This is a genomic window from Streptosporangium subroseum, assembly GCF_900188345.1.
GTDB lineage: Bacteria > Actinomycetota > Actinomycetes > Streptosporangiales > Streptosporangiaceae > Streptosporangium > Streptosporangium subroseum.
In genome coordinates this window covers 193,611-206,861 of sequence record NZ_FZOD01000003.1, presented here as the reverse complement: position 1 = coordinate 206,861, position 13,251 = coordinate 193,611, and the positions used below count along the sequence as shown (strand labels likewise).

Sequence of the window (13,251 nt, the reverse complement as noted above, 5' to 3'; positions counted from 1 at the left end):
CGAACAGGGAGACGAAGATGGCGACCATCACCGATGAGCAGATGCGCGCGCAGTTGTCGACGGCAAAGCCGTACACCGTCGTGATCCTCAAAACCGGCCCCAACCGGCAGATGGAAGGCGTCGACGGCATCATCTGGGAGCACGGGCGGCGCAACTTCTCCCTGCGCGCCGACGGGCTGCTGTCCGTCGTTCTCCCGGTCATGGACGAGACCGAGGTCAGCGGCATCGGCATCTTCAACCTTGACCAGGACGAGACGATCAAGATCATGGATGACGACCCGGGCGTTAAAGCAGGTGTTTTCGTCTACGAGGTGCATCCTGCCCGGAGCTTCCCGGGTGACGCGTTGCCCGCCTGACCACTCACGCGCGGGCGGTGCGGGAGGCACTCAAGGAGGCCCGGCCGCCTCGGGCCGGGTCTCCTCGGGGGTTTTACGGAGGCCAGAGATTTTACAGAGGCCCGGGGATTTCAGAGGCGCTGCCAGAGGGCGGGGACGTTGGACGGCTCCCAGCCGGTCAGCGAGGTGTGCGACTGGAGGCAGCGGTAGGTGGCCCCGGAGTAGGTCACCAGCGCTCCGGTGGCGTAGGAGACGCCCGTGCGCCAGGCCTGTGCCGAACCCGGGGGAGTCGGGGTGGGCGTGGGGGTCGGAGTGGGCTTCGGGGTGGCGGGGGGAGTCGGGGTGGGGGTGACCGTCGGGGTCGGGCTGGGGGAGGCGGTGCCGCCGAAGGTCACGTCGGAGCAGGTGTAGAAGGCCTCCGGGCTGTCGGAGCGCTGCCAGATCGAGTAGATGAGATGGCGCCCGCTCTTGCCCGAGGGGAGTTGGCCCTGCATGACGTAGGCACCGTTGACCAGGCCCGGGTTGGTGACCTTGAGGAACGGCGTGGTCTCCAGGTCCGACCACTTCAGCGGCTGGGCGGGGTTGTAGCCGTTCTTGGTGACATACACGTCGAAGCTGCCCGGGTGGGGCGCGGTGGCCTTGTACCTGAAGGTGTAGGCGCCGCCGCCCGCGGGGAGCGCGGTCGAGGGCCAGTCGGTGCGGGCCGCGTCGAACCCCCGATACTTGGCGCGCCCGGCGCTGCACAGCGTGCCGTCGGGGATGATCGTACGGTGCCGCCCTGCGGCGTCACCGATGTTGATCTCGTTCCAGTCGTAGAGCGGCTGGGTGCCGCCGGTCGTGACCGCGGCCTTGCACGCGGCGGTGTCGGGACTCTCCGGTCCCTCCAGGAAGCACGCGTAGACCCGGCTGACCGGGGATTCCATCGAACCATGGGCTTGCGCGGAAGTGATCAGCACCGTCGAGAGAAGGGCCGGCGCACTGGCGGCAGCGGCGATCAAAGCGATCTTACGCTTGTTCATTAGACTGTCTCCCCCGGGGTGGAAAGGAAGAAATCGCACTTCAAGGTGATGATCGTCGGTCGACTATTAGGTAACTTTACTAACAGTTTCACTGAAGTCAACGCCCGTGAGCAAGATGGTCAAGGTCTGCCCGGTAAGGGTTCCTTGACGATTGCAGGTAGATCTTCTGGGGCTTTCGTGGCTTTTGCTTTGCTTTGTCCCCTTGGGTCGGTAGTGTCCCATTTACCGGTTGGCGACCTGCCCTTCATCGGAAGGAGCGGCCAGCCGCGTCGAATCCCAAGGTCAGTAGGGCCGCGGGAGCCGGGGACCCACCTCGTGGGGTGAATCCGCCGCGAACGTGCGGCGGTAGGGCAACTCCACCGCCCGAACCCGTCAGCTAACCCGGTAGACGAGATGGAGAGGAGATCCCCTATGGATCACCGCGTCATGTTCGTACCGGTGCATCTTCCGTTCGTGTCGATCGTCTAGCACCTCCGCCGCACCTGATCGCGGTGTCCTCCCGCACGTGCTCCGCGTAGCGCCCGGTTGATCCGGCTACGTCCTCCCGTTCTGTGAGCGCGTCTCCGCCAGTGCCTCCTCCCCGTGTGTCGCACGCGGCTGCCCCATTCCCTCGCGAAAGAGGCTCTTCCATGCGTTTCTCCCTCAGTCCGCATAAGAACCGTCTCGCCGCTGCCACCCTCCTTGGCGCGAGCATCCTGACCTCCGCCGGTGTCGCCTCGGCACTCCCGGCCTCCGCGCACTGCGCGGACGCGCTCCCTGCCTCGGTGTCCCCCGCCGTGGCGGGTTTCGCGCCGGCGAGCCTCGACGTGCCGGCGGGCCTCAACGCACCGACGAGCCCCGAGCCCAAGCTCGATTCGGACGTCCCCCTCCTCAAGGGTTCGACCAAGGCCTCCTACTTCTGGGACGACGCCTCCGGCCGCGCCGGGGACACCGGCCTGCCCGCGAGCGGCAAGCCGATGCAGAAGGGCATGATCGCCAGTCCGAGCTGGCCCCTGTTCACCGAGGGCTACGTCATCTACAAGGGCAAGAAGGCCCCCTTCTTTGTCGGTGACCGCGGCCCCGGCACGCCCTCCAGCAGCGGAATCATGATCGACATCGACGCCAAGACCTTCGCCGACCTGACCGGCGGCACGTTCAACTCCGACACGCTCGCCGTGGAGGGCAACGGAGGCCTGGGCCACATCGACGTCCAGTACGTGGTCACCAAGTGGGGCACCGGCGTGGGCAAGAAGAACTACCCCATGGCGTTCTCCACCGGCGCGTGGAGCCGCAAGGACAACAACCCCGCCACGCCCCCGAAGGTCGACGTCGTCAACGACTGACCGACGGCCTTAACCAGGCCGGGCGCCTACGACGCCGGACTCCCGCCCTTGTCCTCGTTTCTACCGAATGACATTCTGTTCCGCAGGATCGACAGGACATTCGCGGGACCAGCACGGTAGGAGTGCCATGACTCAGCGCGCCTCGGCGAACGGCATCGAGATCGCCTACGACACCTTCGGCTCCCCCCGGGGCCGCCCGCTTCTCCTGGTCATGGGACTCGGCTCCCAGCTGATCCACTGGGACGAGGAGTTCTGCGGGGCTCTCGCCGACGCGGGACACCATGTCGTACGGTTCGACAATCGCGACGTCGGTGAGAGCACCCATCTCCACGACGCGGGCGCCCCCGTTTTCGGCGAGAACATGCGGGCCCCCTACCTGCTGGACGACATGGCCGACGACGCCGCGGGGCTGCTGGACGCGCTCGGCTGGGAGTCCGCACACGTGGTCGGCGCCTCGATGGGCGGCATGATCGCTCAGTTGCTGGCGATCCGCCACCCGCACCGGGTGCGCAGCCTCACCTCGATCATGTCCACTCCGAGCCCGGAGGCCGCCCGTCCCACCCAGGCGGCGATGGCGGCGCTCATGGCGCCACCCGCGTCCGACCGCGAGACCGCGATCCAGCGAGCGCTGGCCACCTGGGAGGTCATCGGCTCCCCGGGATATCCGCTCGACCGTGAGCGGACCACCAGGCTCGCCGGGCTGAGCTACGACCGGTCCTTCGATCCCGCCGGATCGGCCAGACAGCTCGCCGCGATCACGGCCTCCGCCGACCGCGCGCCGATGCTCAAGGAGCTCACGGTGCGCGCCCTCGTGCTGCACGGTGAGGACGACCAGCTCGTGCCGCTCTCCGGCGGGATCGCCACGGCGGAGGCGATCCCCGGAGCGGGGCTCATCACCTTCCCCGGCATGGGGCACGATCTGCCCCGCCCGCTCTGGCCCGAGTTCGTCGGCGCGATCGGCGAGCTCACCGCGGCCGCCGAAGATTGAGCTCCGGTACGGCTTACGCCTCCCGGGGCGTAAGCCGTACCGGAGGATCAGACCTCGAGCTTCTCTTCGATGCCGCGAAGGGAGTGCCTCGCGAGTGCGAGGTTGGCCCGGGCACGGTCGAGCGCGAGGTAGAGGAAGAGACCCTTGCCGCTCCTGCCGGCGAGCGGCCGGATCACGTGATACTGGCCGCTGAGCGTGATGAGGATGTCCTCGATGCCGTCCTTGAGGCCCAGCGACTCCATGGTCCGCATCTTGGCCTTGACGACCTCGGTGTTACCCGCCGCCGCGACCTGAAGGTCAAGGTCCTTGGAACCGCCGAGCGCGCCCAGCGCCATCCCGCTGTTGTAGTCCACGACCACCGCGCCGATGGCGCCGTCGATCGCCATCATCTCCTTGAGGGAGATGTCCATGTTGCCCATTCCAGGCTCCGATCACTGAGTTACCGACATGTGAGATGTGATGGCGGCCAGGTTCGCCGCCGTCTTGCGGCCCTCCAGCCGGAGCAGCCCGAGGTTGGTACCGGGGCGTGCGAGGACTGTAAGGACGATCTTGGGGCCGGCGGCGTAGAAGACCGCGTAGCCGTTGGTGCCGGAGATCAACGTCTCCTCGAAGGTGCCCTTGTCGACCATGCTCGTCATACGGCGGCTGAGGGCCAGGAGTGCGGAGGAGAGCGCGCCGGTCTGCTCGGCGTTCTCGCCCAGGTCATCGGCTATCGTCATGCCGTCGACGCTGCACGCGACGCATCCGTCCACATCGGGCATGCGCGCACGCAGCAGCATCATCTCCTGGCGTACCGTGTCACGGAGCTCCACCGGAATCCTCCTTCCAATCAACTTCAGCCTCCGCGGCCTTATCGGCATCGGAGCCAGCTCACGTCAGTGCCTCCAATGCGTTCCTCAGCCGGATGAGCAGGTTCAGGTCGGTCGGGTCCCCCGTCGCCGCGGGGAGCCAGTCGGATGATCCAGAGGAGGTCGCACCGGCGTCGGGGATCTTCGTGTCGCCGCGTGTCCGTTTGGGCAGCAGGTCGGGGGTGTCGGGCGGCTGCGGGGTGGCGAGGGGAGCGGGCGGATCCGGCGCGGCGGGCATGCCGGGAGCGGAAGGGCCGGAGGTGACAGCGGGCTTGGCGGGTCTCGCCGGGGCGGCGGGCACCGCCCCGGGCTCGGATTCCGGCATGCGGAGCAGCCCGGACGAGGCGAGCTGCCGTACGGCGAGCAGCACCGAGTAGGCCGGGCGGCCCAGCTTCTGCGCCAGATCGGCGGGAGGCGTCGCGGAGTCTGCGCCGACCAGCACCTCCCACTGCAAGGGGGTCAGCACGACCCGCTGAGCGGTGATGCGTCCCAGCGGGACAACCGGGAGCGCGTCCAGCTCCGCGGACGGCCAGGTCTCGTCCAACCGTGCCTTCCTTCGCTTGCACTCCCGAAACAGCCCGGTCACCTCGAAGTACCACTGCGGCCCGAGCCAGTGCAGCTCTCCCGGCCGGAACCGCGGCCGGTGTCCGGTGGCGCCGCACAGGAAGTAGGCGGCGTCGAGCACCGCGTTCAGCACGCAGAACTCAAGCTCGCCCCTGGTGAGAACGCCCTTGTCGACCAGTTGCTCGCCACCCCACCGGCCCTCGGTGGCGGCCTGCCTGGCCTGCCGTACGGCATGGGCGGAGATCCTGCGGCTGGCGGTGAGAAGGTCTTCCACCCGGGGAGCGGCCGTGCTCTCGGCGTAGGTGACGCGGCCGTCGGTGAGGTAGAACGTTCCGGCCTTACCCAGACGCAGCGAGCCGGTGGCCCGATCGTCGGCGAGCCCGCGAAGTATGTTCTCGACGCTCTGCATGGATTCACGTCGTTATCAGGCAGTCGGACAGCGCCTGAAGACGATGACGGGCCAGAGCCAGATTCGAGCGGTTCAGATCGAGCCTGACATGAATGACCAGAGGACCATCGAAAACCGTTTCCAGCGGTCTCAGTAAATGGTGCCCGTCGTCCGTGGTTATGATCATGTCGCGGATTCGGATTGTTCCACCGGGAGAGGCCACGGCGAGCCCGTCCAATGTCGCGCGGAGGATTTCACTCAATCCCGCGGCTGACTTCTCCGCGTCGGTGTGACGGCCCCCACCGCCGGTCGCCACGGCCATCCCGCTGGTCTGATCGATCAGAACCGCATCCAGCGCACCGGGTATGGCCATGACCTCGGCCAAACAGTCTTCGATTCCGAGCACGGGCTCTCCCTCGCCAACGACTTTCAAGAGGTCGCCCGGACAGCGTAGGGAAAGCCCGCCGGAGTTGAGTGCCCTACTCGCAACTCCGATAGAAGGAGGGGCAGGATTCAATAACCGGATAGAAGGATAGGCACTCCGAGTGGAAATTCGTCTAGATGGACTCGGTGATAAGTGCCTCCTCGTCCGGCTTGAAAATAAGAACATTCTTCACGTAGGAATCCACCGCGGCGGGCAGGCCGACATCGTTCCCGGCCCGCTCCGACATGTACCAGCGGTGGTCGAGCACCTCGTGGAAGAGCTGGGCCGGCTCCAGCTTGCCCCGCATCTCCTGGGGCACGGCCTGCACCGTCGGCTGAAAGACCTCGGCGAGCCACCGGTGGGCGACGATCGCCTCGTCCTCGTGGCGCAGGCCGTACGACACCCGGAAGGAGTCGAGATCGTTGAGCAGCCGCCTGGCCTGGTTCTCCTCCACGTCCAGGCCGGTGAGCCGCAGCAGCCTGCGCTGATGGTGGCCCGCGTCCACGACCTTGGGACGGACGATCAGCCGTCCGGTGCCCGCCTTGCGGCGGACCATCATCTCGGCGACGTCGAAGCCGAGTGAGTTCAGCCGGCGGATCCGCTGGTCGATCATGTGCCAGTCGACCTCCTCGATGATCTCGTCGGAGGTGAGCTCGTTCCAGAGCGCGTGATAGCGCTCGCAGATCGAGTCGGCGACCTCCTCCGGGTCGATGGAGGCGTGGAGCAGCTCGCCCGCCTCCAGGTCGAGCATCTCGCCGAAGATGTTGGTGTGCGCCACCTCGATGTCGTACAGCCGCTGGCCCTCGCTGATCATGGGGTGGAGCTCACCCGTCTCGGCGTCGACCAGATAGGCGGCGAAGGAGCCCGCGTCCCGGCGGAACAGGATGTTCGACAGCGAGCAGTCGCCCCAGTAGAAACCGCTCAGGTGCAGCCGGACCAGCAGCACGGCGAGCGCGTCCATCAGCCGGTTGAGCGTCTCCGGCCGGAGCGTGCCCGACATGACCGCCCGGTAGGGCAGGGAGAACTGCAGGTGCTGGGTGATGAGCGCGGAGTCGAGCGGCTCGCCGTTCGCGTCGGTCCGCCCGGTGACCACGGCCACCGGCTCGACCGAGGGGGTGTCCATCCGGCTGAGGTCCCACAGGAGGCGATACTCCCGCTTGGCGTAGTACTCGCTGATCTCCTTGATCGCGTAGACCTTGCCGGAGAGCCGGGCGAAGCGCACCACGTGCCGGGAGATGCCGCGGGGCAGGGAGACCAGGTGATGCGCCGGCCACTCCTCCAGCGGGACGTCCCAGGGAAGGCGGATCAGATCCGGGTCGCTCGGGGCGCCGGTGAGCTGGAGGGGCATGGAAGTCAATCCTCGCGACGGGGAAATGTGGGCGGTTGGAAAGCTCGCTGGACCACCGCGGAGAGCTGCTCCTCGGTGAGCACCCGGGGCTGCCCGATGCTCCTGGCCCGCACGTAGACCTCGCAGAGCCATTCGAGCAGCCGGGTCGCCTCGAAGGCGGCGCCGAGGTCGTCGCCGAAGGTGACCCCGCCGTGGTTGGCCAGCAGCACGGCACGCCTGCCGGAGAGGGCTTCCCTGACGTTGGCGGCCAGTTCGGGGGTGCCGTAGGTGGCGTAGTCCGCGACCCTGACGGTCCCGCCGAGCAGCAGCGCGTTGTAGTGGATCGGCGGGAGCTCGGTCATGGTCGTGGCTATCACGGTGGCGAAGGTGGAGTGGGTGTGCACGATGGCGCCGGCGCCGGTGGCCGTATAGACCGCCAGATGCATGGGGGTCTCGGAGGACGGCTGCAGCTCTCCCTCGACCAGATGGCCCTCGACGTCGACGATCGGGCAGTCCCCGGGCTCCAGCCGGTCCAGGGAGATCCCGCTGGGTGTCACCGCGACCAGGTCGTCCACCCGGACGCTCAGGTTGCCGGAGCTTCCGATGACCAGGCCGGTCCCGGAGGCCCGGCGGCCGTACTCGCACAGCAGTCGTCGTTCGTCCCCCAGCAACATGTTCTAAAAGTAAGGGCTTGCGGTGATGGGCGGCAAACCTTCATTATCTGGTCTAGACCGGTTGTTGCCCATTGTCGACGGGAAGCCGCAGATTCCTTACTCTCCTGGGAGCGTTGAGTCAACGGTCTTGCAGGGGATATCGGGTGGTCTGTGACCTTTCGTCCTGAGATTGCGCTTCTTTGGCATTTGGTTGCTACCGGATATGTCGCGAGGACATCACGGCTCGGTCTAGACCGGCTGAGACCTCTTGACGCTGGACTACGGAGGTACGTACCTTCGGGCAAACGTTTAGGAAACTTTCCTAATTGATCCCCCGCTCAGGAGGGTTACATGTCCAACTCGGCCGGTACGCCAGGAGCTATCACCCGGCGGCAGATGATCCGCCGGATCGGCCTGACCGCTCTGATCGCCGGCCCCGGTGCCGGATTGCTCAGCGCCTGCGCCACCAGTGGGGGCGAGGCCCCCGCGGCCACCGCCTCCGCCGCTCCGTCCTCCGGGGGCGCGGTCTCGGCCGCCAACCCGTTCGGAGTCGCCGCCAACGCCCCGCTCGAGGTGGTCATCTTCAAGGGTGGCCTCGGTGACAGCTACGCCACCGACGTCCACGAGCCGCTGTACAAGAAGGCCTTCCCGCAGGCGACGATCAAGCACGTCGGAACGCAGCAGATCGCGCAGACCCTGCAGCCGCGTTTCGCCGGCGGCGACGTCCCGGACATGATCGCCAACTCCGGCACCGACCTCATGGACAACGCGGCCCTGCAGCAGGAGGGTCAGCTTCTGGAGCTCACCGAGCTGTGGGACGCCCCCTCCATCGACGACCCGAGCAAGAAGGTGCGCGACACGGTCGCGCCGGGCACCGTCGAGTCGGGTCTCATCGACGGCAAGCCGTACCTCATGAACTACGTCTTCTCCGCCTACGGCCTCTGGTACGACTCCGCCCTGTTCGAGAAGAACGGCTGGACCCCGCCGAAGACCTTCGACGAGTTCAAGGCCTTCTGCGAGAAGGCCAAGGCCGCCGGCGTCGTCCCCTTCGCCTACGCGGGCAAGAACGCCTCCTACTACGCCTACTGGATGATCCTCATCTCCGCCGCGAAGATCGAGGGTAACCAGTTCCTGCTCGACGTCGACAACCTCGTCGACGGCGTCTGGAAGCGCGACTCGATGAAGCAGTCCGCCGCCGCCTGGGCCGAGATCGGCAAGTTCATGGACAAGTCCTTCGAGGGCGAGATCCACACCGGGGTACAGCTCAAGCAGAACCAGGGCAAGGTCGCCCTCTACCCCTCGGGCTCCTGGCTGGAGAACGAGCAGAAGAGCCAGACCCCCGACACCTTCAAGTACGCCCTGACGCCCACCCCCAGCGTCACCGCCGCCGACAAGATGCCCTTCGAGGCCATCCGCGCCGCCGCCGGCGAGGCCTACATCGTCCCCGCCAAGGGCAAGAACCCCAAGGGCGGCCTGGAGTACCTGCGCATCATGCTCTCCAAGGAGGGCGCGAAGGGCTTCACCGAGAAGTCCGGCAACATCACCGTCGTGACCGGCGCCGCCGAGGGCCTGGAGCTCTCGCCCGGCAACGCCAGCCTCAGCGCCGCGCAGACCGCCGCCGGCCAGAACATCGTCACCTACAGCAGCTTCGAGAACTGGTACAAGGAGTTCGAGACCGAGCTGCGCAAGCAGACCAACGCGCTGATGTTCGGCCGCATCTCCGCCGACGAGTTCTGCGACAAGATGCAGAAGGCCGCCGACAAGACCAAGGCCGACTCGTCCATCACCAAGCAGAACCGGACGGTGTAGGCGCCAATGCGGCACGGCAAGTATCCGTTCATCGTCGGCTTTCTCGCCGCGCCGGTGCTCCTCTACGTGGTCTTCGTGGTCAGCCCGTACATCCAGGCTTTCTACATCTCGCTGACCGACTGGAAGGGCATCTCGGCAAATCCTCAGTTCGTCGGCCTGGAGAACTACTCCAGGCTGTGGGACGACGAGGTCTTCTGGGCCGCGGTGCGTCACCATGGTGTTCTGCTGCTTGTCATGCCGCTGGTCACCATCGTGATCGCGCTGTTCTTCTCCTTCCTCCTCAACCTGGGGGGAGGGCAGAAGGGCGGCCAGATGACCGGAGTCTGGGGCTCGAAGGTCTACCGTGTGATCTTCTTCCTGCCCCAGGTCCTGGCGGTGGCCATCGTCGGCCTGCTCTTCCAGACGATCTACCGCGCCGACGACACCGGTGTGATCAACGGCCTGCTCGGTAAGATCGGCATCGACCCGGTCGGCTGGCTCATCGATCCGGACATCGCCTTGTTGTCGATCATCGGTGTGATGGTCTGGCAGGCCGTCGGCTTCTACGTGGTCCTGTTCTCGGCCGGCATGTCCACCATCCCCAAGGACGTGTTCGAGGCCGCCGCGCTGGACGGCGCGGGCCGGTTCACCCTGTTCTTCAGGATCACGCTCCCGCTGCTGTGGGACACCATGCAGGTCGCCTGGGTCTACCTGGGCATCGCCGCCTTCGACGCCTTCGCCCTGGTCCAGGTGCTCTCGGTCGACCGCGGCGGGCCCGACAACTCCACGACAGTGCTCCCACTGGAGATCTGGCGTACGGCGTTCAGCTTCTCCAAGTTCGGTTACGCGTCGGCGATGGGCGTGGCGCTGTTCTTCATGACCATCACGTTCGCGGCACTGACTCTGCGCGTGACCAGGCGCGAGAGGATCGAGTTCTGATGGTTACGGACCAGGCCCACCGGCCGTCCTCCTCCGAGAGACCTGAGAAGCGGAAGAACCCGCTCGGGATCTTCGGTGCCATGTCCCATCTCGCGCTGGTGATCTGGGCGATCCTCATCATCGGCCCGATCCTGTGGACGTTCCTGGCCTCCTTCAAGACCAACACCGAGATCTTCGGTGATCCCCTCGCCCTGCCGGCCTCCTTCGGCTGGGACTCCTGGGGCCGGGCCTGGGAGAAGGCCCACGTCGGCCAGTACATGCTGAACACCATCTTCGTGGTGGCGTGCAGCACGGCCGCGACCATGCTGCTGGGCTCGATGGCCGCCTACGTGCTGGCGCGCTACACCTTCCCAGGTAACCGGCTGATCTACTTCCTGTTCGTGTCGGGCATGACGTTCCCGGTATTCCTCGCGCTGGTCCCGCTGTTCTTCGTGGTGAAGAACCTCGGTTTGCTCGACACCCACCTCGGCCTGATCCTGGTCTACACCGCCTACTCGCTGCCCTTCACCGTCTTCTTCCTGTCGGCGTTCTTCAAGACGCTGCCCACCTCGGTGGCCGAGGCGGCGATGATGGACGGCTGCTCCCACACCCGGACGTTCTTCCAGATCATGGTGCCGATGGCCAAGCCCGGCCTGATCAGCATCACGATCTTCAACATCCTGGGCCAGTGGAACCAGTATCTTCTGCCGATCGTGCTGCTGTCCGGCAACGTCGAGGACAAGTGGGTGATCACCCAGGGTGTCGCGAACATCTCCACCAGCGCCGGCTACGAGGCCGACTGGCCCGGCATGTTCGCCGCGCTGAGCATCGCCATCGTCCCGGTCATGATCATCTACATCATCTTCCAGCGCCAGATCCAGTCGGGTCTCACCTCGGGCGCCGTCAAATAGCCGTAACGGTGTCGCTTCGCCGGTAATCCCGGCGGGGTCGTCGGGAGTCGTTCTTATTCGGAACGACTCCCGCCCCCTCTCCTCGGAGAAGCTCACTCATGGCCGACCCGGAACAGGCCTTTCCCTTCCCGTTCTTCGGAGCGGGGGAGGCCGACTACTACATGTGGGCAGAAGTGCACGTGCGCTTCGGCCGCGAGCCCACGAGCTCGCAACGCGAGGTCATCGTGGGCACCGTCCCGGGCCCCCTGCGCAACACGGTCGACTGGTGCGAGGGACGCCAGCTGCTGGCGGCCAGCGGCCTGTTCCTGCACGGCGCGGTGATCCGTGCCTACCCCGGCGGAGGCGAGCCGGACCGGATGGGCGAGGACGGCTGGCTCTACGCCGCGCCCTCCCGGATCGCGGCCCTCAACGCCGACATCGAGGCATGGCTCATCCGGATCCACGAGGAGTGCCCGATCCTGGCGGCCTACCGCGCCGAGGACCCCGACAGCGGTGGCACCCGCCTGTCACCCTGGCACGAGTGGAGCCTCGCCCGCCTGCCCGGCCTCCTGCCGGAGCTGGAGCAGGCCCTCGACAAGGGCACCCACGCCACGTCCATGGCCCAGGGCGTCATGGCCATGGCCCGGCGCGCGGGAAACCTGCCCCGGCTTGGTGTCTTCGCCAAGAACGTGATCTCCTGGGCCGATGGACCTGCTTGATGACTCCGCGGTGAACCAGAGACTGACCGGCGTGCCCGAATGGCGGCGGGAAGGCGACGAGATCCGCCGTAAGATCACCGCCCGCGACTTCCCGGCCGCGATCCGCATCGTGGACGAGATCGCGGTCGAGGCCGAGAAGCTCAACCACCATCCCGACATCGACATCCGCTGGCGCACCCTTCACCTGGCGCTCACCACCCACGACGCCGGTGGTCTGACGGACGCGGACTTCACCCTCGCCGCCCGCATCGACGAGATCGCCGCGCCCCACACCTGAGGCTCGTACCGGCCGTGTCCGGACGGAAAAATATGAATACCATGAGTGATCGCATGATTACTGATTAGAGTGGGCGCTGCTCCTGCCCCATCTGATCAGGGAGATGCCGGATGCGCATTCTCGGTGTTCTTGTCGCCCTCGGCCTGCTCGCCGTGGCCTGCGGCCAGCAGGCGCCGGCGGCCCAGCCGCCCACGCACAGCCCGGCCGCCACCGCGATCCGCCTGGCCGGGGGTGGCACGCTCATCGCGGCCAGGCCCAAGGCCTCGGCGATCGTCTACGACACCGCCCTGGCGCCCGCGGGGGCCTCGGTCAATGCCACGGCCGAATCGGGGGCGGTGCTCGCCACCTCCACGGTCACGGTCGCGGGCCTGCTGCCCAACCGGACGTACGGCGTGCACCTGCACGTGAACCCATGCGGGATCAAGCCGGAGGACGCGGGCCCGCACTACCAGCACGCCCACACCCACGCGAGCGCGGACAACGAGGTGTGGCTCGACCTCACCACCGACGCCTCGGGCTATGCCACGGCCACCGCCACCCAGGACTGGGCGTTCGTCCCCGGCCGCCTGCCCCGGTCGCTGGTGATCCACGCGGAGAAGACCGCGACCGCCGGCGCCCAGGCGGGCACCGCCGGAGCTCGGATCGCCTGCGTCACCCTCGCCGAGGTCTAGGGCCCCGTACGGCTCCCGCTTCGAGGGCGCCGTGGCGTGCGGTTCCTTCGGATCCGGCGTGGTTCCCGCCGGATCCGGCCTCGCCTCGTGTCAGGCGTGAGCGGGGATGGTGCCCAGGCG

General features: G+C 67.0%; 16 protein-coding genes and 1 riboswitch. Of the genes, 9 read left to right on the top strand and 7 right to left on the bottom strand.

Going from position 1 to position 13,251, the window contains the following annotated elements; all coding sequences use genetic code 11:
- The first annotated feature begins 17 nt into the window (after positions 1-17).
- Positions 18-356, top strand: coding sequence for a hypothetical protein (locus CHC08_RS04640; RefSeq protein ID WP_089205896.1), 339 nt, complete (start codon positions 18-20; stop codon positions 354-356).
- A gap of 110 nt (positions 357-466) precedes the next feature.
- On the opposite strand, the gene CHC08_RS52300 is transcribed toward CHC08_RS04640, so the two are convergent.
- Positions 467-1,354 carry a lytic polysaccharide monooxygenase auxiliary activity family 9 protein gene (locus CHC08_RS52300; protein WP_089205895.1) on the bottom strand — a complete coding sequence of 296 codons (888 nt, stop codon included), beginning with the start codon at positions 1,352-1,354 and terminating at the stop codon, positions 467-469.
- Positions 1,355-1,611: 257 nt separating this feature from the next.
- A riboswitch (cyclic di-AMP (ydaO/yuaA leader) is annotated at positions 1,612-1,760 on the top strand.
- 223 nt (positions 1,761-1,983) lie between these two features.
- Here CHC08_RS52300 and CHC08_RS04630 point away from each other — a divergent pair.
- On the top strand, positions 1,984-2,676 hold the full coding sequence (locus CHC08_RS04630; protein WP_089205894.1) for a hypothetical protein: 693 nt from the start codon (positions 1,984-1,986) through the stop codon (positions 2,674-2,676).
- A gap of 127 nt (positions 2,677-2,803) precedes the next feature.
- Complete coding sequence (locus CHC08_RS04625) at positions 2,804-3,664, top strand: alpha/beta fold hydrolase (protein ID WP_089205893.1); 861 nt, start codon at positions 2,804-2,806, stop codon at positions 3,662-3,664.
- A gap of 47 nt (positions 3,665-3,711) precedes the next feature.
- Here the strand turns inward: CHC08_RS04625 and CHC08_RS04620 are convergent, their stop codons facing one another.
- From CHC08_RS04620 to CHC08_RS04595, 6 genes are all read right to left on the bottom strand, one after another.
- Complete coding sequence (locus CHC08_RS04620; RefSeq protein WP_089205892.1) at positions 3,712-4,083, bottom strand: hypothetical protein; 372 nt, start codon at positions 4,081-4,083, stop codon at positions 3,712-3,714.
- Positions 4,084-4,095: 12 nt separating this feature from the next.
- The gene (locus tag CHC08_RS04615; protein ID WP_089205891.1) at positions 4,096-4,476 is read right to left on the bottom strand and encodes a roadblock/LC7 domain-containing protein; all 381 of its coding nucleotides are present in this window, start codon (positions 4,474-4,476) and stop codon (positions 4,096-4,098) included.
- 58 nt (positions 4,477-4,534) lie between these two features.
- Positions 4,535-5,485 carry a hypothetical protein gene (locus CHC08_RS04610; protein WP_089205890.1) on the bottom strand — a complete coding sequence of 317 codons (951 nt, stop codon included), beginning with the start codon at positions 5,483-5,485 and terminating at the stop codon, positions 4,535-4,537.
- Between the two features lie 4 nt (positions 5,486-5,489).
- Positions 5,490-5,870 (bottom strand): hypothetical protein, encoded by a 381-nt coding sequence (locus CHC08_RS04605; RefSeq protein ID WP_089205889.1) that lies wholly within the window; start codon positions 5,868-5,870, stop codon positions 5,490-5,492.
- A 151-nt stretch (positions 5,871-6,021) separates the two neighbouring features.
- Entirely contained in the window at positions 6,022-7,236 is a 1,215-nt protein-coding gene (locus tag CHC08_RS04600) for a DUF4032 domain-containing protein (protein WP_089205888.1), read from the bottom strand.
- A gap of 5 nt (positions 7,237-7,241) precedes the next feature.
- On the bottom strand, positions 7,242-7,889 hold the full coding sequence (locus CHC08_RS04595; RefSeq protein WP_089205887.1) for a class II aldolase/adducin family protein: 648 nt from the start codon (positions 7,887-7,889) through the stop codon (positions 7,242-7,244).
- A gap of 330 nt (positions 7,890-8,219) precedes the next feature.
- On the opposite strand from CHC08_RS04595, the gene ngcE reads away from it, so the two are divergent.
- The 6 genes from ngcE (at position 8,220) to CHC08_RS04565 (ending at position 13,131) form a co-directional block, all read left to right on the top strand.
- Positions 8,220-9,677 (top strand): N-acetylglucosamine/diacetylchitobiose ABC transporter substrate-binding protein, encoded by a 1,458-nt coding sequence (gene ngcE / locus CHC08_RS04590; RefSeq protein ID WP_089205886.1) that lies wholly within the window; start codon positions 8,220-8,222, stop codon positions 9,675-9,677.
- 6 nt (positions 9,678-9,683) lie between these two features.
- Positions 9,684-10,595 carry a carbohydrate ABC transporter permease gene (locus tag CHC08_RS04585; RefSeq protein WP_089205885.1) on the top strand — a complete coding sequence of 304 codons (912 nt, stop codon included), beginning with the start codon at positions 9,684-9,686 and terminating at the stop codon, positions 10,593-10,595.
- The gene (locus CHC08_RS04580) at positions 10,595-11,485 is read left to right on the top strand and encodes a carbohydrate ABC transporter permease (RefSeq protein WP_089205884.1); all 891 of its coding nucleotides are present in this window, start codon (positions 10,595-10,597) and stop codon (positions 11,483-11,485) included. The genes CHC08_RS04585 and CHC08_RS04580 overlap by 1 nt, the downstream gene beginning before the upstream one ends.
- A gap of 98 nt (positions 11,486-11,583) precedes the next feature.
- Positions 11,584-12,183: a hypothetical protein gene (locus CHC08_RS04575; protein ID WP_089205883.1), complete on the top strand. Its 600-nt coding sequence runs from the start codon at positions 11,584-11,586 to the stop codon at positions 12,181-12,183.
- Positions 12,170-12,460 carry a 4a-hydroxytetrahydrobiopterin dehydratase gene (locus CHC08_RS04570; RefSeq protein ID WP_089205882.1) on the top strand — a complete coding sequence of 97 codons (291 nt, stop codon included), beginning with the start codon at positions 12,170-12,172 and terminating at the stop codon, positions 12,458-12,460. Before CHC08_RS04575 ends, CHC08_RS04570 begins: the two co-directional genes overlap by 14 nt.
- Before the next feature lie 110 nt (positions 12,461-12,570).
- Entirely contained in the window at positions 12,571-13,131 is a 561-nt protein-coding gene (locus CHC08_RS04565) for a superoxide dismutase family protein (protein ID WP_089205881.1), read from the top strand.
- The last annotated feature ends 120 nt before the right edge of the window (positions 13,132-13,251 follow it).

Bases quoted from the DNA above. Each gene is read 5' to 3' on its own strand.
- CHC08_RS04570 (WP_089205882.1), top strand. From the start codon at position 12,170: ATGGACCTGCTTGATGACTCCGCGGTGAACCAGAGACTGACCGGCGTG.
- CHC08_RS04640 (WP_089205896.1), top strand. From the start codon at position 18: ATGGCGACCATCACCGATGAGCAGATGCGCGCGCAGTTGTCGACGGCA.
- CHC08_RS04600 (WP_089205888.1), bottom strand. From the start codon at position 7,236: ATGCCCCTCCAGCTCACCGGCGCCCCGAGCGACCCGGATCTGATCCGC.
- CHC08_RS04610 (WP_089205890.1), bottom strand. From the start codon at position 5,485: ATGCAGAGCGTCGAGAACATACTTCGCGGGCTCGCCGACGATCGGGCC.
- CHC08_RS52300 (WP_089205895.1), bottom strand. From the start codon at position 1,354: ATGAACAAGCGTAAGATCGCTTTGATCGCCGCTGCCGCCAGTGCGCCG.
- CHC08_RS04620 (WP_089205892.1), bottom strand. From the start codon at position 4,083: ATGGGCAACATGGACATCTCCCTCAAGGAGATGATGGCGATCGACGGC.
- CHC08_RS04625 (WP_089205893.1), top strand. From the start codon at position 2,804: ATGACTCAGCGCGCCTCGGCGAACGGCATCGAGATCGCCTACGACACC.
- CHC08_RS04585 (WP_089205885.1), top strand. From the start codon at position 9,684: ATGCGGCACGGCAAGTATCCGTTCATCGTCGGCTTTCTCGCCGCGCCG.
- CHC08_RS04565 (WP_089205881.1), top strand. From the start codon at position 12,571: ATGCGCATTCTCGGTGTTCTTGTCGCCCTCGGCCTGCTCGCCGTGGCC.
- CHC08_RS04630 (WP_089205894.1), top strand. From the start codon at position 1,984: ATGCGTTTCTCCCTCAGTCCGCATAAGAACCGTCTCGCCGCTGCCACC.
- CHC08_RS04580 (WP_089205884.1), top strand. From the start codon at position 10,595: ATGGTTACGGACCAGGCCCACCGGCCGTCCTCCTCCGAGAGACCTGAG.
- CHC08_RS04575 (WP_089205883.1), top strand. From the start codon at position 11,584: ATGGCCGACCCGGAACAGGCCTTTCCCTTCCCGTTCTTCGGAGCGGGG.
- CHC08_RS04595 (WP_089205887.1), bottom strand. From the start codon at position 7,889: ATGTTGCTGGGGGACGAACGACGACTGCTGTGCGAGTACGGCCGCCGG.
- ngcE (WP_089205886.1), top strand. From the start codon at position 8,220: ATGTCCAACTCGGCCGGTACGCCAGGAGCTATCACCCGGCGGCAGATG.